The sequence below is a fragment of the uncultured Coprobacter sp. genome (assembly GCF_947855755.1).
In the GTDB taxonomy this organism is placed as follows: Bacteria; Bacteroidota; Bacteroidia; order Bacteroidales; family Coprobacteraceae; genus Coprobacter.
In genome coordinates, this window is record NZ_CANUAR010000001.1 from 12544 (window position 1) to 33216 (window position 20673).

7 protein-coding genes are annotated in these 20673 nt (G+C 39.1%); 3 read left to right on the forward strand and 4 right to left on the reverse strand.

Features of this window, described 5'->3' with window-relative positions:
* Nucleotides 1–35: 35 nt before the first annotated feature.
* Complete coding sequence (locus tag Q0093_RS00035; protein ID WP_297927850.1) at nucleotides 36–3563, forward strand: T9SS type A sorting domain-containing protein; 3528 nt, start codon at nucleotides 36–38, stop codon at nucleotides 3561–3563.
* A 148-nt stretch (nucleotides 3564–3711) separates the two neighbouring features.
* Here the strand turns inward: Q0093_RS00035 and Q0093_RS00040 are convergent, their stop codons facing one another.
* Genes Q0093_RS00040 through Q0093_RS00050 form a run of 3 tightly spaced genes read right to left on the reverse strand, consistent with a single transcriptional unit; the run spans nucleotide 3712 to nucleotide 8888 of the window.
* Nucleotides 3712–4599 carry a hypothetical protein gene (locus tag Q0093_RS00040; RefSeq protein WP_297927852.1) on the reverse strand — a complete coding sequence of 296 codons (888 nt, stop codon included), beginning with the start codon at nucleotides 4597–4599 and terminating at the stop codon, nucleotides 3712–3714.
* A gap of 9 nt (nucleotides 4600–4608) precedes the next feature.
* Entirely contained in the window at nucleotides 4609–6408 is a 1800-nt protein-coding gene (locus tag Q0093_RS00045; protein WP_297927854.1) for a cell surface protein, read from the reverse strand.
* Nucleotides 6405–8888, reverse strand: coding sequence for a hypothetical protein (locus Q0093_RS00050; RefSeq protein WP_297927856.1), 2484 nt, complete (start codon nucleotides 8886–8888; stop codon nucleotides 6405–6407). Before Q0093_RS00050 ends, Q0093_RS00045 begins: the two co-directional genes overlap by 4 nt.
* A 418-nt stretch (nucleotides 8889–9306) precedes the next feature.
* Between Q0093_RS00050 and Q0093_RS00055 the strand changes: the two genes are divergently transcribed.
* Nucleotides 9307–13515, forward strand: a complete 4209-nt coding sequence (locus Q0093_RS00055) for a glycoside hydrolase N-terminal domain-containing protein (RefSeq protein WP_297927858.1) — start codon at nucleotides 9307–9309, stop codon at nucleotides 13513–13515.
* 66 nt (nucleotides 13516–13581) lie between these two features.
* A complete protein-coding gene (locus tag Q0093_RS00060) occupies nucleotides 13582–17367 on the forward strand; it encodes a pectinesterase family protein (RefSeq protein ID WP_297927860.1) in 3786 nt (1261 codons plus the stop codon).
* 83 nt (nucleotides 17368–17450) lie between these two features.
* Here the strand turns inward: Q0093_RS00060 and Q0093_RS00065 are convergent, their stop codons facing one another.
* On the reverse strand, nucleotides 17451–20657 hold the full coding sequence (locus Q0093_RS00065) for a hypothetical protein (RefSeq protein ID WP_297927862.1): 3207 nt from the start codon (nucleotides 20655–20657) through the stop codon (nucleotides 17451–17453).
* Between the last annotated feature and the right edge of the window lie 16 nt (nucleotides 20658–20673).

Below are 20673 nucleotides of genomic sequence, written 5' to 3' on the forward strand. Positions count from 1 at the left end.
ATCAAACTATTTTCAACCTTAAAATAATATCTGTTATGAAAGTAAAAAATTTACCACACAGATCTCTGCTATTTGCAGGAGTATTTTTAACGGGAGCTTTCTTCGTCAAAGCTATATCAGGAGAACATTCCCTATCCTTTCCAACAAATCCGAATACCAAAACCACAGAAGAGGTCATTCCTCTCACAATTTCGAGCGGATTCGATAAAGATTTCATCGCAGAAGCAAAACCTGCACAAACCCATTCTTCTGAACGTATGGATGATGTTTCTTGGGTATATTACAGTGCAGATTTACAAAGTTCAGGAGGTCTTCCTTCCGATGGTATCGTAAAATCAGGAAATGTCACTTATCAATTAGCTCCATATACAGGGAACAACGCAACTCGAATCGTTGTGAAAAACAAGGAAGAAAAAACTTTGACTTTCGGTAACCCGATAAAAGCTAATAAACTGATGCTTTTAGCAACCAGTACTAACGGAAAATCTCTATTCCAAGTTACACTCAACTATGATGACGGTTCTAATGATATTGCTACAGAACTATCCATAGATGACTGGAACGGTAACGAAGGCGCTATTACTGGATTAGGACGCATTTTTCGTACTTGGAGAGAAGGCGGTTTTGACAGTGGTGCATACGATGACGATATCGACGGAGCTAATTTCAGGCTTTCAGAAGTTTCGATAACCAGTGACCCCGCCAAAATAGTAAACTCGATAACTATCAAGGGAACAGGAAATGAAGGATACCTGATTCCATTCGCGGTATCGGCAATTGTCGGAGGAGAAACGCCAGAACAAAATACTCTCGAGATTCAAACTATAGAAAATCAAAATGTCGAAGTCGGGAAAACAGTGGCAATATCAACTACATACAGTCTTGGAGGAGCTGAAAAGGATGATAATTTTAAAATCGACATTACTTCAGACAATGCCTCTGCAACAATTTCCGACATATCCAACACAGAAGACAAAATAAATTTCTCTATAAATGGCATCAACAAAGGATCTGCCAATATCACCGTTACTTTAACAAACGGAAAATTTTTTAAAGAAATTTCTTTCAGCGTATCCATATTCGAGAATGTACAAGTTACAACAAAATACGTCCCAGTAAAATTAGTCGGTTATACTAAAGATATTATTGCAGAAAATATGCCGACATCTTCATTTACGAATGACGGAATGGATAACGATGGTAAAGTATTTTACACCACAGATGTGAACAGCGCCGGAGCTCTTCCTGCAAACGGAATCATTATAGGAGAAACCAGCAAGGCCTCTTACCAATTAGCTCCATATAATGAAAATAACGCATTCTTCTCCGATTGTTACAAAGCTGACGGATTAACGAATATTCAGTTTGCAGAGCCAATAAAAACGAAAGAATTAATGATATTGGCAACTTCTGCCAACGGACCATCGGATTTCGGTAGCGGAGAAATTCATTTCTCTGACGGAACAAGTCAGTCTTATAACTACTTTACGGTAAACGATTGGTTCGATCCCAAGAACAATGTAGCGGTAAAAGGTCTTTATCTTATTGAAAGAAAAAACGATGCCATCGATGAAAGAAATTTCGGATTATACGAAAATAAATTAACTATTTCTGAAGAAAACATCGGAAAAGAAATAAAATCGATCTCTTTCTTAAATGAATCCGGAGGATCAAAACCCGGATCAAGCGGTGCATCCAGACTATACGTATTCGCCGTTTCTGCATTAGTCGATCAGACTCCTGTCAACACTTTAGAACTGCAAACCTTAGACAATCAAACCGTAGAAATAGGAAAGTCTTTGACGTTATCCGCTATATACAGTTTAGGAAATGCATCCAAAGAAGAGAATTTTAAATTCGACATTACATCGGACAATGCCGCAGCATCTATTACAGAAATTTCCAACACAGATTCTCAGGTCAATTTCAATGTAAATGGAGTTTCCGAAGGATCAGCAAATATTACTATTAAATTGACAAATGGAGAATTTAGTAAAGAATCGACCTTCTCTGTCTCAATTACCGCAGCTGAAGAAGAACCGGCTTACATTCCGGTCACTTTAACCGGATTCAATAAAGATGTTATTGCAGAGGATGTTCCGGCTTCCGGAACAACAGATGCCGGATTGGATAACGATGGCAAAGTTTTCTTCGGAAGCAATGTCAATAACGGAACAGGAGCACTTCCTGCAAATGGAATCATAACAAGTATCAACAGCGGCGTAAAATACCAATTGGCTTCTTATGAAAGCAATAATGCTTTCTTCTCTGACTGTTACACCAATCAAGGTTTAGTAGAAATTAGATTCACCACTCCCGTAAGTACCAAATCTTTAATGATACTCGCAACCTCAACGAACGGAATATCCGATTTCGGTGCTGGTAGTAGCGGAACAGGAAAGATCACATTCGAAGACAATACGACAGAGACTTATTCATCAATCAGTATAAAAGATTGGTTCCAATCGGGAGAACCTGATGCTTCCACAGCTCTGAACGGACTTTATCTTATTGAAAGAAACAAAGATGTCATCGATGCCCGCAGTTTTTCTTTATATGAATGTAAATTAGACGTCAAGAATTACAAAAAGAAAATCAAATCTATATCATTTACAAATGAATCCGGAGGTTCGAAACCCGGAGATTCTTACGCTTCAAGATTATTTGTTTTTGCAATCTCTGCATTGCAAGACAATACGCCTGCTCCAGTAGAGCCTGTCATCGACCCGATCGAAAATACAATAATAAAAATCGGGAATGAACCTACTACCATAAACGCATTCTTCAGTTTAGGAGGAGAAGAACAAGGATCTGATTTCAGTATCAAGGCTATTGCTAATAATGATTTTATCACTATTTCAAATGAAAGTATAAGCAATGAAACTTATTCCTTTAATATTGCAGGAGTTACTGCCGGAGAATCTACCGTTACCGTTACACTTATAAATAACGGGCATACTATCACTCAAGATTTTTCCGTTACTATCGAACCTAAAGATCCTGTAGTAAACATTGCCGAGATTCCAAGACAAACATTCAAAAAGGGTGAAACTATTTCTGTAAAAGTAAATTATGACTTCGACGGAGAAGCAGAACAAGCGGATTTCAGTTATATGGTATATACAAATATGGCAACAGACCCTAATGTGAGAATCTCCAATGTAAATATCGACAAAGACGAACAAGTTATTTCTTTCGATTTAACAGGTATAGGAGTCGGATCAAGCTATGTGAATGTCTATGTTTTTAATAACGGAACTTTCGCGACCCAAACATTTACGGCAGAAGTAAAAGAACAGACAATAATAACCGGAATCGACTCAGAGTCGGAAAAAACGATCTCCATCTATCCCAATCCTGTCAAACACGGAGAAAATTTAATAATCGAAACTGAAAATGCTCAAATAATCCAGATTATAAATCTGCAAGGTATTGTCATGAAAACAATAAAAGCTCCGGCATCAACTGAAAAAATCAATATAGATGAATTTATTCCCGGAATTTATATGATAGCTATCAAAACAGAGAATAATCAAAAAGTAGAAAAAATCACAGTCAAATAAAACAATTATTTGAGTATTCAATAAAAAACGTTTCCGTTTAAACCGGAAACGTTTTTTATTGAACTATACTATTTTTTAATCACCTCGACAAAAAACATATTCAAAAATTCTACAATATCTTTATCAGATCTAATAAATCAAACAAATATTAATGATAAGATTTTATATGTTTTTTCAACGCATCTAAAGCAAATACAGAAGATATTGTTTTTATTTCGTCTCTGTCCGAAACTTCGTAAAGGACCTTTTTCGAAGATTTATCTATAACCAACAAATGTACAGGATTTTTCGAATCGACATGTCCGACCCAGTTGGAAAGAAACAAGCGTCCATCTGACAAATAATGCATACCTCCAGCAAATTTCAAAACTCCCGATAAATCTTTATTCGTCAATGACCAAACCACATTACCTGCCATATCATATTCGAATATACCGGGGTTATTATCTTTGTCCGTAACAGCAACCAATGTATTCCCCGACGGCAGACGTATTACCGAATGCGCACCTCCGGGAATAGGAATATTCCAGACTGCTTTTCCATTTTCATCATACTCAACAACCGATTTACCGCCATAATGCGCAACCAGATAATGCCCGTTATCCAGACACCGGGCATTCCTCATAAACGCATGTCCTCCGGTTTTTACTCCAAACGGTAAAATCGATACCTCCTTTACAATACTACCATCGGGAGAGACCTCTAAAAGTCGTCCGTTATCACACTCTCCGATAAATGTATTTCCGTTTTTCAAACGCTGACAAGCAAAAATATTACTTTCGGATGTATAATGAAAAACCGTATCGTTTTTCCGGCTGACCTCAAGCACTTCTTTCCCGGCCGTAAACAAAACATTTTTATTAGGAAGCACCCAAATATCATTCGAATCAGGAGCTCTGTGCTCCCATACAATCTTCCCGTTTTCCTGAATAAATACCTTACCTTGCGAGTAATCACAAAATGCAAAAGACGGTTCTCCGGCAGATAATGAACCAAAGGAACACAGAAACAAAACAAATAGATAAAAATGTTTCATGACAAGCAATTATAAAGACAATATATATTCTTCCAACTCTTCAATTTCTTTTTCTGAAACGCGTGTACGAGGGCCATGCACCTTCAACATATCTTTCATGGTAGCACAACGTCCATCATATAAATATGGGGCAGTTCTCCATATTTCGATCAACGTCGGAACATCCATCTTTTTCCCGACTTCCGTACCGGTAACCCAATCTATAGGATACAATTTTCCATCCGTAAAATAAGGTCCGGAGTGACAGGATAAACAATCTTTATCAAAAATCTCTTTTCCTCTGCTCGCTTTTTCAGAAAGACATCCATTTTGGAGATAGGGACTCGGCAATGGCTTTAAAGAGCGCAGATAAGCATCCATATCATCGGCAACCGACGCCGGAGCAACAGCAAAAAGGATATACTTTATTCCGGAACGTACCGCTATTTCGGCATTTGCACGAATTCCGGTCACCATACAAGGAGGTGTATAGTGTGACAACAACAACGACTTAGTATTTTTAGGATTGCCAAGACCATCATTCAACAAATCCCAATTCAAACCGTCTGAACGGGCATCATTCGGATGACAACTCGCACAACTCTGCCACCCTTGAAAACCTAATGTCGCATCATGAAAATACATATTCCCTCTTCCTTCGGCAGAAACAAGCATGTTATTGCCCAACTTCCGCTGTACATCAAATACGTCTCTTTTTGCAATATGAATATCTCCTGAAAAATATCCCGCAGCATATAAAGTTTTTCCGTTCATTGCTATGGCTCTTATCCCTTTCCCTCCGACAGGCTGATATCGGGCAATACCATAAAGCATTCCGGCATCATTCATCACGTTCTCCCACCCGTTATAAGATGGTGTTACCGCTACTCCCTGTTTTGCCTGTGCCAAACGATCATGCAACTTTTCTCTATCTATACGACAAACCTCATGTACTCCCGACAGAGCAACACAAATCTCTTTATTATCGGGAGAGACCATTACTTGCCAAGGATTGGCAGCCCCTTTCTGGGGAGTATCTAAAAGCACCGTTGCTTCTATTTTCTCATTCTTCAAATCTACAACAGTCAACGCATTTGTGTACATCCATCCTCTATCCACCTGATTTGTAGGCAACTGATACCTCGCCAACAAGTGAATTACATAAGCATACGCACCTGTAACATCTGTCGTCACAGACTTTACATCGGTCGATCCGTTCGGCAAAAGCAACCTTTTAATAACCTTGTTTCTTTCTGTATCGATAATATCCATTTTAGCAGCAACCGGAAAGTCCAATGCCGACATTTCAGGCATATTATTCACAACTAAAATACGATTTCCGCCGGCAAAGGAGACTGCCCCGACAGGTTCACGTCCTACTTCAACCTTACAAATGAACGAACCTTCATCAAGATCATACTTCCTAATTTCATTATTATAACGTAACGTGACCCAAATAGCTTTACCGAAAGAATCTATCAACAAAGAAGATGGTGAATAACCGGTATCGAATACCCCCAACACCTTCATATCCCTACCATCTATCTTATATAATTTTCCGGACACTCCATCGGAAGAGACCCACAAAGAACCGTCAGACATAACATTTATTGCTGTCACCGGAGCGTTTAGAGTCACTCTCTTTTTTATAGCAAGTGTACGGGAATCGACTTTCAACAATTCCGAAGAAAATCTATTGCCGACCCATAAAGTTTTACCATCTGTCGAACAAGCCAAAATATCCGGAGAAACAATATTTCCCGGTGTAGCCCATACTTCGGATATTCCCCAGAACAACAAGCAAAAATTTATAATCCAAACCCTCATCATTTTACCATTTTTTCATTTAAAGAACGAATATACTCTCTTATGCTTTCTCTTTCAGCACTTTTTGCTTGCTCTCTTTTTTTATCATAATAATCATAATAATCTTTTTCCTGCTCAGTCCAATTATTTGCCTGTCGATAATCACTGATAAACGGAACTAAAAGATCGATCCACAAAGCGAATACATCTATTTCATCCTGAGAAAGTCGCGTATTTCCATGCCCGGACTTCAACCGTTTCATCAAATTACTCGTAGCCGATCCTGCCGAATACGGAGGCAATACAGACGGCTCTGAAAGCGCACTGATCCAATTTACTTCAGGGTGATCGGTCTGCCCCTGCCACGAATCATTATCCCCTGTCGTTTTACGAGCATGCGTAAGATTTAGATAAGCGTCCGAAAACATTCGTTTAGTTTGATTATCGACAACCTTCAAATCTCCTTTTAAGCTCATAGGATGTTTTACCCCGTCATGACAAGAAATACAATGCTTATCTATAATCGGCTGAACTTCATTAATAAATCCGAAATTTCTAATCCCTTTATTATCTATCGGCACGATCTTTTGTATTTTTTTATTCATCGCAGCCGAAACCGGATGTTGTGCCGAAGGAACAGAATTTTTATGTTCGTGACATCCTACGCAACTTTGAATTTCACCCGGTTGTAAAGTTGACCAGCTTCGCATGGTTTGTACGACATATCCGTTTTCATCTAACGCTTGGAAGTAAAGAGGTTTTCGAGAAGGAACTTCAAAAAATGCCGAACCGTCAGGTTCTACATCCACCTCCCCTAAGACTTTTTTCAAGTCCCAGCTCGCATTACCGACTCCCACCGGAGAAGAGGCATGACCTCCTCCGCCCTTTCCATGCCCATACGCACTGCCTACTCCGGCCGCCCGATATTCCAGTTCTACAATCCGCAATTTCTTAACCGTACCCGGAGTTACTCCCTTCATGCTACGTCCCTCATAGATATTCTGTAAATAATACGTCCCCGTGTTTTTTGTATAATCGACCATATTCACTCGTTGGAAAGGACGTTTACGAGGAGAAACCAATACCGGCTGATTACAAGATATTTTAGAGTCAGCTACCAAAAGTTCTCTTTCTCCATCGATATTCATCCAATAAATAGCAAATTCTATGGGAGTACCGATATGATATCCTAATGGAGTATAAGAAATCAAAAAGTCAGTCTGATTTAAAGCAAAAGGATGCTGAAATTGTTCACCTTCTTGTCCATACCCATCCACACGCACAGCTTCCGGTTTTCGTACAGGAGCAACGAACATCACACCTTCATTTTCATCCCGTCCGGCTTCAGGATCGATAATAGCAAGTTTCCCGTGCTGAGGATTGTGATGTCCCATAAGCACAGCCATCACCTTGCGGCTTCCCGGTATAGCACAAGGCTGTGTTATGGTAGTCGGGAACCAACTGTTTCCACCATAATATTCAGCCTGTCCCGTACCATCGGTATTCATCTGAAACAACGGTTGCGGAAAAATCTGTCCTCGATCATTATAATCCCAACGGGTATATACCACCCTACCGTCTTCTAAAAGAACCGGATGTAAGGTATGAACCTGATCGAATCCTATCTGACGCATATATTTTCCGTCCCGGTCACAAATAAAAAGATTGCTCACTTCTGTAAACCAACAATCGACAGAAGTTCCACAACGAGTCGAATTAAATAAAATATTATCATCAGGGAGATATATGCCTTCAATATCAGCAAATCCTATTCCGGACGTTACTTGCTTAATTTCCCGAGTATCAAGATTCATTTCATACAAATGAAAATCATCTTTTTTAGAAGACTTTTTTAATGAATATAAAATATGTTTCCCATCAAAATGAACTTCCGGATCACGAAAAACTCCTTCAGGAGCTTTTCCCAAAAGTTCTTGTTCTCCCCAAATTCCTTTCATGCGCAATAAAGACAATTCGCTGTCCGGAATAAAACATTTTTCAGCTCTAGCATCCGAAAGTCCCTCTGTATAGGCAAAATAAGATGGGCGAAGTATATGAAATTTAGTAAAGACAATTTCCGGCTTATTTTTCAAGAATACCTGCAGCCTCTTTTCCCTCCGTTCCACACAGGCATCGACATAGAGGGATATAGCCTTCGACAAAGAAGAGAAATTATCTTTTATCGGATAAGAAATTCCTAATTTCAGTAACCGTAACTTCACTTGTGAAGCCATATCACCGTCAAACCAATCTATTTTTTCTCCATCCTGCAACCACCAATCATATCCCACCGGATATTCTTTCATTAAACTTCTGTGAAAATTTTTCTTCATCCGGTCAATCTCTTGCTCAGATGATTTTCCGTTCAAGCCTTTTATTTGAGCAAACGCATCTTGCAAGCCGACACTAAAACGATCTGTAAATTCGGGATATGATTCTGCAAAAAGCCGAGTTCCCAACAACCAAATACAAATACATAGTAGGTATATTCTCATATTATACATATTGTGTGTGTTTTCCTATATGCCAAAAATAGGTAAAAAGTATAAACTAATCATGATGAATTCAGAATAAAAAAGAAATTTCGTGTATTTTTTACAACAAAATAGCATTTCTCATTTTCCAATTTCTTAAAAAAGCTTTCAATACCACTAAGAACCTGACATGACGATATTTCCCTATCGGAAAATTTAGACAGGCCATAACAAAAAAAACACATTAAAAATACCTTTTAACAGAGACATCAATAAAATAATGATACTTCAAGCTATCAAATTTTCCACATCAAGAACTATTTCAAAAAAAATAAATTTATTATCGATACACAAATTTACCCTCTTTTCCGTACATTTTTACCTACCTATTTCCACCCTGCATTCGTATGTTTGTTATCAAAATTTTAACTACTAAATTTAATATCGAATGACAATGAACAAACATTTATTGCTGATTATCCTGTCATTTATTACATGGATAACATCTGTAAAAGCAGAAGATCTGAAACTCTGGTATGATCGCCCCGCCGATTATTGGGTGGAAGCCCTTCCGTTAGGAAACGGAAGACTGGCTGCCATGGTATATGGTACAATTCTACAAGACACGATCCAGATCAATGAAGATACTTATTGGTCAGGAAGTCCGTATAACAATGCAAATCCCAATGCGAAAACACACTTAAATCAAATTCGAGAATATATCAATGACGGAGAATATGCCGAAGCACAAAAAGTAGCACTGGCAAACATTATTGCAGACCGCAATATTACCGGGCACGGCATGATTTATGAATCTATCGGTAACCTGTTATTAGATTTTCCGGAAAGCCATAAAACATCAACAAATTATTATCGAGAGTTAGACCTTTCCAATGCAATAGCGAAAGTAACTTACACAGTTGACGGAGTAGATTATACACGCGAAGTATTTACATCATTTACCGACGATTTGATTATCATCAAAATTTCCGCATCAAAACAAGGAATGGTCAATTTTAACACATCTTTTGTAGGCCCGTTGAAAAGCAACCGAGTCAAAGCATCTACGGAAATCGTCAGTGGAACAAATAATACGATAAGAGTAAAAAATACACCCGGCAAAACTGCTGAAGAAAACATTCCCAATCTTTTAAGACCGACGACCTATATTAAAGTAGTGGCAGAGGGAGGAAATCAATCGGCGGATAGCAGTAATAAAATACTAAAAGTCTCTGATGCCGACGTCGCTTACATATATATATCATCAGCTACAAACTTTATAAATTATAAAGACATAAGTGGAGACAGCGATGCAAAAGCTCTTTCCTATTTAAACAAGTTCGACAAAGATTATGAGCAAGCAAAGAATGATCATATCACCCGATATCAAGAGCAATTCGGACGAGTTTCTCTTGACCTCGGAAGCAATAGCATTCAAGAAAAGAAACCGACAGATAAACGTATCGAGGAATTCTCCAACACAAATGACCCGTCATTAGCATCTCTCTATTTTCAATTCGGACGTTACTTATTGATATCCAGTTCTCAACCGGGATCACAACCGGCCAACTTGCAAGGTATATGGAATCCGAATGCAGGACAATATCCTGCATGGGACAGCAAATATACGACAAATATAAATGTGGAAATGAACTATTGGCCTGCAGAAGTAACCAATTTGAGTGAATGTCACCAACCGTTTCTTGAAATGGTGAAAGATGTAAGCGTCACCGGACAGGAATCTGCAGAAACGATGTATGGTTGCAGGGGATGGACACTTCATCACAATACCGACTTGTGGCGCTCCACAGGCGCAGTCGATAAAAGTGCCTGCGGAATATGGCCGACATGTAATGCATGGTTCTGTTCTCATCTTTGGGAACATTACTTGTTTACCGGAGATAAAGAATTTTTATCCGAAGTTTATCCTATTCTCAAAAGCGCCTGCGAATTTTATCAAGATTTCCTTATTACCGATCCGAAAACAAGATATAAGGTTGTCTCTCCATCAAACTCTCCGGAAAATCATCCGGGACTGTTTTCTTATGTCGATGACAGTGGAAACAAACAGAATGTCGCACTTTTCAGTGGAGTTACAATGGATAATCAAATGGTTTTCGACTTACTTAAAAATACGATCGATGCAGCCGAAATTCTCGGTAAAGACGCCGACTTCGCAGCAGATCTGAAAAAGTTGAAAGACCAACTGCCCCCTATGCACGTCGGAAAATACGGACAACTACAAGAATGGCTTGAAGACTGGGACAAAGAAACTTCCGGACACCGTCATGTATCCCATTTATGGGGAATGTTTCCCGGTAACCAAATTTCGCCATATACCAATCCTCAACTGTTTCAAGCAGCAAAAAAATCTTTAGAAGGAAGAGGCGATGCAAGCAGAGGATGGTCTATGGGCTGGAAAGTATGTCTATGGGCGAGACTCCTCGATGGAAATCACGCATATAAATTGATACAAAATCAATTAAAACTGAAAGACCCTAATGCGACAATTGATGACCCCGACGGTGGTACTTATGCAAATATGTTCGATGCACATCCACCTTTCCAGATTGACGGAAATTTCGGATGTTGTGCAGGTATTGCCGAAATGTTGTTGCAAAGCCATGACGGGACAGTGCATCTATTACCTGCCCTACCCGACGCATGGTCTGAAGGAAACGTAAAAGGATTAAAAGCTCGTGGAGGTTTTGAAATCGTCGATATGCAATGGAAATGGGGAGAAATTGTTTCGGTAACGATAAAATCCAATATCGGAGGAAATTTGCGCATCCGTACAGCAACCCCATTAAAAGCTAACGGAAATTTCACATTAAGTGTTGCTACAGGAAACAACAGCAACCCGTTGAATTCTGTTTACGAAATTCCCGACCCAATTATCAAAGACGAATCTAAAATTCCGGAATTAGTATTACAAGAAACAACAGTATACGATCTTCAGACAGAAGCCGGGCAATCTTATACATTAATTCCTGTCAGCAACATCTATGAATGGACAGGATCTTCATCTTCGACCTGGAATGAAGCAAATAACTGGAATCCGGCAGGAGTTCCCGGAGATAAAGATTTAGGCATCGTCAACAGTGGAGAAATCGATATTAACGGAAATTCTTTTGCCGGGAGTATCAGCTTACACGAAAATTCCGTTGCCAACATATCCAAAACATCAGAATTAAAAGGCAACTTATCTTTTGAAGGCGGTTCTGTAAAGAATGATCAAAACGGAGTTATTTTCACTGCCGGAAGTGCATCTATCGAAAACAACACGAATTTTCAAATAACAGGTACTTTAATACTTGCAACTTCGATTTCAGGAGAAGGCTCTATCGATAAAGAAGGTTCAGGAACACTAACCATACAAGGAGACAACAGTAACTTCAGCGGAGATCTGAATATCAATGACGGTGAATTAGCTGTTTCGGGTATGAATGCTGCAGGAACAGGAAACATCAAAATCGAGAATTCTGCCAAACTGACTGTAAAATCTGACGATTGTCTTTTTCATAAAACTAAAATAGAGGTAGCAGAAGGAGGAAAAATCAACCTCAGCGCAAACATTTCTTTAAGTGAAGTCTACACAAATAACAATCTGCTCGCCGAAGGGAAATATACAGCGTCATCGCTACCTGCATATTTGGAAGGAAACGGAACGTTGACAATCACACATCCTCAATATCCGTTTATATGGACTCCTAAAGATAATAAAAAATGGAATGTGGCGGCCAATTATACTCCCGCCATATTACCCACAGAAGGAGACACCGTAATCGTTGAATCGGAAATGGAAGCTGAAACGGCAAGTTTTCCGGTAATAATCTATCTGAACAGTGCCAATATCAGGCTAAGAAAAGATACTGAAATCAAAGAATTATATATGGCAGGCGGCACTAAACTTAATTATGCAACCAGTGGAAGCGGTTTCTCTCTGAATGCTCCGATCCATATTAACGGAGAAATAAATCTACAATTAAGTGGAGGTGAGATAAATGCAATGACTTTTCCCGGAAACATCGATGGAAAATCTACCGTAACAATAGATAACAGCTCGAACAGCATAACTGAAGCCAGTATTGTTTTAAAAGGAAATAACTCGGAATTTTCCGGAATATGGAATATCACGAACAGTCCGCGTACCGAAGGTTCTTCTATCAATATATCAGGGGAAGGAGCAAATGCTTTCGGCGCTTCAGAAATACAAGTAGGTACTGGAAACAAGGTTATATTTAAACACGCAGACGCGGCAGGAGAATCGACGACATTATCCCTTCTTTCAGGAGGTAAAGCTGTTATGAACACAAACGGCATAGTAGGTAAATTGATTTTAAACGATACGGAATATACAGAAGGAACATTCGATGCAAATTCTCACTCTGAATTTTTCGAAGGTAATGGGACACTGACTGTAAAAGGAAATACCTCCGGTATTAAAGAAGAAATCGCCCAAAGCGGAAATCAGGCCAATTACCGCAACGGCATTCTATCACTGCAATATCCTTGCGAAAATTTATGTATTTCAGACATGCAGGGAAGAATTCTTCTTGATAAAATCTACGGACAGCAATTTTCGATAAAGCTGAATAACGGTATATATCTTATAAAAGCCGACAGTCAGATCATCAAACTAATCGTAAAAGAATAACACTTTGAGGTTGTGTCAAAACTCTGGCACAACCTCTTATCATCATTAACTTTAAAATTTTACTATATGGATATTAAAAAACTTTTTGGAAGCATCGCTTTTTTAAGCTCTCTGCTACCTCAAATCTATGCAAAAGAAATTAATGTTACCACTCAAACTTTCAATGAAGCTTATACTCAAGCCGAAAACGGAGATATATTATTGATGAGCAGCGGAACATATAATAAGCAAATATCTTTTCCCTCAGACAAAAGTATTACTCTAAAAGCGGAAGAAAATGCAGAAGTGGTTATTACTTTCGACATAACAGGAAATGACGATACATCTGAAAATGGAGGAGGATTAATCTTCGATGGCGTAAAAATAAACCGTTCGGCAGATTATTTTATAAGCGGAAATTTCGGGAATATATCTACTCTGGAATTCAAAAATTCAGAAATTACGAACATCGGACGCTGTTTATTACGAACAAGTAATGATGGTACGATAAATAACATAGAATTCGAAAATTGCCTAATCTACGATTGTGGAAATAACGGATGGAATTTTTTATATCCTAAACATATCGTCAAAAAAGTATCTGTAAAAAATTGTTCGCTGTATAATTATTTAGGCGAAAGCTTTTTCTCTCCTACCGGATCGGACAATAACAATATATTTACTTTTATTTTTGAGAACAATACGGTTTACAAATGGTCTAAAGATACAAAATATGCGATTTGTAACACGGCAAAAAATTACAGCACAAATTCCATTTATAATTTCACAAACAATATCATCAATGAACCGGGAGTAAGCGGCAAAACACCATCGATTCTAAATGCAACCGGAGGAACACTTACTGCCGAGAAAAACCTGATTGTCAACTATGGCGGGTATAACCGGACAGAGACGATAAACGATATTACTTTAGAGAGCTTAGGATTAACCACTATCGGATTTCCCGATGCCGCCAACGGTGATTTTACCATCTTATCAAGCTCTCCATTAGCTACCGCAGGAAAAGACGGCAAATGTGTGGGAGATACGAGATGGATCAAGCAGGTTACATCTCCTGCACAATTTTCAGCAACGGTAATGCCGGAAAATGCCGGAAGCGTCTCTCCCTCAAACGTCACTTTTAATCAAGGTGATCCGGTCACAGTCACCGCTACCGAGAATTTCGGCTACTCTTTTAAACAATGGGAAACAAAAAACGGGGAAATATTATCGACAGAAAATCCTTATTCTTTCAATATTGAGAATGATTTAGAGATAGTCGCCGTATTTGACAAACTAACGACCTACACATTTACTGTTAATAAAGATGGGGCAGGCGCTCAATGGGGAACAGTAAATCTTAATCCTGAGCCGACTGACGGAAAATATATTGAAGGTACGATCGTAACTATGACCATAGAAACTAATCCTATTACATCTTTCCTGCAATGGGAGGACGGTTCGAGCGAAAACAAACGTACGGTCAAAATCGATGGAGATAAAATCTATACTGCAACTTTCGACAAAATTCCATTTATCGTAGGTTGGGATCTGGAAACGAGTGAACCAAGAGGTGAACGTCCGGCCGATTATGCCGCTACAACAGACAATAAAGGATTACTTTCCTTATATAATGGAGACGGAAGTACGACAAACTGGGGAGGAAGTACTCGTACCTTCGGAGGTATCACTTATAACTGTGCACGACGTTATACCGATTATGTCTCAATGAATAATCCCCGTTATTTTCAGGCTAAATTTTCAGCAAAAGATTATGTAAATATAAAAGTAACTTCCTTAGTTGCTGCAGACAACGCATGCGTACACAAAACGCAAAAAATGCAATATTCCCTAAACGGAAACGATTTTACAGATTTAACGACTATTACTATGGAAGAGACCAGCGCAAATTGGGAAAAAATGGAAGCTTTCTTACCCGAAGAAGCTGAAGGAGCAAATACTGTATATATTCGTTGGGCGGCAGATGCGACAAGCGATTTGATCGGAACTCCGGGAAGCAGTGATACCGAAGGCTTCTATTTAACAAATATTTTTGTCTATGCCGATAATTCCAGCATCGATGATAAAGAAGCGCCGATACTACTATCGACTTCTCCTGAAAATAATTCTAATACGGCATCTGCAAATGGAAAAATCGTTTTATCTTTTAACGAACAGGTACAAGCCGGTACAGGAGAGATAGAATTTAACGGTTCTGTTATCGAACCGATATTCGGAAGCAGTACAGCATCCTTTGAATACAAAGGTCTCGAATATAATACATCCTATACTTTTACCGTACCAGCCGGTGCAATTACCGACCGTGCAGGAAATCCATTTGAAGGCGTTACATTGAATTTCACGACAATGAATCGTCCCCAGCCGATTGCACGGGTATTTGATGCCGTAGTCGCAGCAGATAAAACCGGAGATTATGAATCGGTGCAGGCCGCAATAGACGCTGCCCCGGAAAACAGAACTACACCTTATTTGATATTTATTAAAAACGGATCTTACGAAGAACAAGTCGTTATTCCTTCTGACAAACCGAACATACACCTTATCGGTCAAGATAAAGAAAAAACAAACATACATTTGAAAATCAATGTTCAAAGCGAACCGCAAGAAGGATCACAATGGTATCAGAACGACACGGCAGCATGGAAATATTCGGTACATAATCCCGAATCTCCGACATACCAAATGGAAGGAACTGTTGTCAGAATAAATAGTAATGACTTCTTTTCCGAAAATATTTCCTTCATTAACGACTGGGGTGTAGAACGCCAAAACGGACCGCAATCATTAGCTATGATGACAAAGGGTGACCGCATAACTTTTCATAATTGTAAATTCCGCTCTTACCAAGATACATGGATGACTCCGGGAAACACCGGATACCGTCATTATGTAAAAGGATGCTATATCGAAGGAGCTGTCGATTATGTCTATGGAGCTGGAGATTGCTTATTCGAAGATTGCACATTATACAATGTCAGAAGCGGATCGGTCATCACTGCTCCAGAGCATGAAAAAGGAACTCAATGGGGATATGTTTTCGATCACTGTACCATCGATGGGAATGAAGCTTCGAACGACGGCAAAAACAAATTAGGACGACCTTGGCATAATAACCCGATCTGCGTATGGTTAAACACGACCATGAAAGTAGGAATTGCTCCGGAGGGCTGGAGTGAAATGGGAGGAATACCCGCCCTATTTGCAGAATATAACAGTATGGATATAGATGGAAATCCCGTAGATCTAAATAACAGAAGAACATTTTATACAGGTACTGACGAAGGTATGGAAGAAGGCGGTGAGTGTAAAGCTGAACTTTCTGCTGATGAGGCAGCCCGCTATACCTATGAAAATATCGTCAGCGGCAATGACAACTGGAATCCTCGCAGCTTAATAGAAACAATAGGCATACCGCAAAATGTAACGATCTCAGAAAATGTACTTAGTTGGGAAGCCGTACCTTATGCCATCTGTTATGTAATACTTCGCAATAATGAAGTAATCGGATTTACTACCGAAACATCTTATACCGATGCTGCAAGTAAAGACAACGACGAATATTGCATCCAGGCCGTCAACGAAGCCGGAAGTCTCGGAGAAAAATCGGAAAATGTGAATAAAGGAACTTCGGCTGTCGATAAATCCGAAAAAAGCTCTTTTAACGTAACAGTATCAAACGGAAAAATACATTTGTCCGGACTTTCCTCAGGAGAAAAGATAACTGTATTCTCATTAAACGGTGCAATCATCTATGATACCGTAACAATTGAAAACTCATGTTTTATAAACTTATCTGTTCGAGGAGTTTATCTGATTAAAGCAGGAAATGAAATAAAGAAAGTTATTCTTTAATAACAGAACAATAACAAACTTTACGTTTCCATAAAAATGGGCTACCTCAAAAAGTAGCCCATTTTTTACTCGATTATTAAATTTTACCGTATCGATATTTTCAAAGAACAAGTACTCCCATCAATTACCGCTTTAGCGATATAAATACCCTTATCAAAATCGCTTAAAGAATATAAACCGGACTGAGGCGCATCAATAATTTTCAATAAACTTCCCGAAAGAGAATAAAGTTTTACTTGTACGGGAGTTCTAACCCCCTTTAAGAGGATAGAATTACCGGCTTGATGCAAAGAAGCTCCACTTACTTGAACAGCTTCTGCCGAATCGGTAATATCGTCCAGATTCGGAACTTTATAATTTTGCTCGCCCTTATCTAATTTATAATAAAATGCCACGCTAAAATTATAAAGCGGATAAGATTGATCGTATATAATCTCTCCCGACTGTGTTTTCGGTTCATAATCAGGTCTCAAAGTCACATAATTATCATTTTCCTTATCACGAGGATAGAAATAAGAGTTGTCAGGATTTTTCTTATCATGATCGATATATTTGTAATAAGCCTCATAATCATCACTATCACGCAAATTACCATGTCCGCCGTTTGCTCCATCTCCGGCGTAATTTACTTCAATTACACCGCTCAAATCCTGAGCACAAGTCAAATAAACGCAATCTCCTTCTATCCGGATATTCGTTATCGTCTGTTGTGCGTCATCATTATATACTCTAAAGCCGTAATCCGTTTTCTTCTGTACAGTCCAATCGTCCAACACCAAAGGTAATTTCGGAACAAGGAAGCGAATTTTTACCTCTTTCGCATTATCCGTACGGGAGATTTCTATCGGCTGCAAAGGAACAAAGCGTTGCCCCAATACCTTCGTACGGTAATATGCCTTACCTAACATCTCTCCATACCAACGGTAACCGTTCGCATCGAGATGACCTCCCCGATCTGTCATCGGATACACCGGTCCGGCACAAATCATATCCTCATTCTCATTAGCGGTTTCCAATTGAGCCATACCTATTTCCAAAGTTTTCCCCCGAGTATATTGCGCGCCGGTCTGGTAAGTGATAAACAAAGGTTTCTCGTCTTGAGCATAACTGTTCATGACATCCTGCTGCATATCGTCCTTCAATTTATATAACAGAGATTTGTATTCATTCTTATCGGTTGTATTAGGTACACCCGGTGTCAACCCCTTTTCAGAATCCGAAGTATAATTATATTCTCCTTGCATCCAAATAATTGCCGGACAAGAAATCACGCTGTTCAGTTCCCGAGAAATTTTAGCCCCGTAAAACATCGCATATTTAAAATCATTATACAAATATCCATTGGTACAATGTTTTGAAAGCTGTTCAATAGTTTTACCTCCCGTACCGGTAGAAGTCGCTACATATTTTACATCAGGATCATCTATTTTCAAACGAAGATGATTTACTGCCGCAACAATAGGACATTCGGCAATACCGCCATTTTTAGTCTTAGCCGAATTTTTATCCGAAATAGCCAAAGAGGCTTTCAAAGGATTAAATTTGTCAAAAGTCGTATTCCCGAGATTTATCCAAACTTGATCCCCGATCATATAATTACCCTCTAAAGATTCGGTCGACATAGAAGGATAAGACTGATGTCCGGTAGAAAGACTCTGACCGTATATTATAAAATGCTCATAAACCGACGATTCTCCTTCTCCGCCACCGGGAGTCAGCGGCGTCTCGATCGCTCCTGATGCACAACGTCCGTCAGCAAAAGAACGTACAGCACCCAATTGATCGGTCATAATGCCCAAATCCTGCAAAAATTCAGCATTCCCCTGACGATACGCCGGAGAAGTGGTATAAACCGGGACACTGTTTTGCGTGGCAATATATTTATCCGGATCGATAGCTAATCCCGCAATCGATCCGCCATTATAATTTATATAATTCTCATTTTCGAGAGGAGAAGTATATCCATGATCAGCCAACAAACGTCCCAAAAAAGAATTTTTAAGATTAAAATTCTTCCCGTCTATCAGATAAGAATCATTACCTTGTACAGACATATCCAAAACTTTTGTAGGATCATCTTTCAGATAATTATTTTCAATAATAGAATTATATATATTATAGGTTACGGTATTAGCAGCACCGGCAGCCACACGTATTCCGGCTTGAGGTGTCGCCCCGCCGAAAGCACTCGTATTACGGGTAATCGTACAATTTACAAGATTAAGCATGCTTCCGTCTTTACCGTTATTCATCATAATAGTACCTCCGAAAGATGCGGCATGATTACCGTAAAAAGTCGTATTGATAAAAGACAAATCACATGTCGATCCGGTAGTTTTATTATCTACATAAACAGCACCACCATGTTCTGTAACGGAATTATACAAAAATGCACAACCTTCAAAATAAGCTCCGGTCTTTTTAGCCGCATTATCCAAAAATGCAAACACGCCTCCGTCTTTTGCGGTATTATTTTTGAATACAGATTTTTCAACTCTAAGCATAAGATCTCCTTGCACGAAAAATACGCCTCCCAAACTCGTTGTCGTATTATTCTCAAAAAGACATTCTTTGAACGAAATATTCTTACCTGCTAAAATATGAGCTACAGCTCCATTCCCTTTGCCCGTCGTATTATCGGAAAATGAGCAACCGACAAAAGACACACTAAATCGATCTTGTTCCAACAAAGCATAAACAGCCGCACCACCTTTCCCATCAGCGGAGTTGCCGTCAAAAACACAATCGGTAAAAGATGCCGATGCATTCCTGATATACACCGCTCCACCGAAGTCACTTCCCATAGGAATACTATTTCCCTCTTTGAAAGAAAGATTTGCAAACTCTATCGACTGATTAAAAGAATCGATACGAATCAAACGTGTCGTTCCATTTCCGACAAATCCGCAAGTTTCAGCACTTTTTCCTGTAATTTTCAAAGATTTATCCAAAGGTCTCACACCATTTTTTCCCTGAACATTCCAAGTCGCATAGGTTACTTCACCAAGTTCGAATGTGGTAGAACCATCCACTTTAATGTCATTATTCGAAGAACTGCCCTCTTTCTTAGGCTCGGCAGAAATATCGATAAAATCAAGCACGTGTATTTCATCACCGTTTTCAGCCAAAGTGAATGCTCGTGACAAAGTCTTTACCGGAGTTTCTGCCGATAAACCGTTATTTGTATCATTTCCGGCAGAAGAAAGATACAAATCGGTAGCCGAAAGATAGTTACCTGAACTGCAAAACAATGCGGCAATAAGCACATTTTTTAGTAAATTATTTTTCATACTGATATAGAATAAA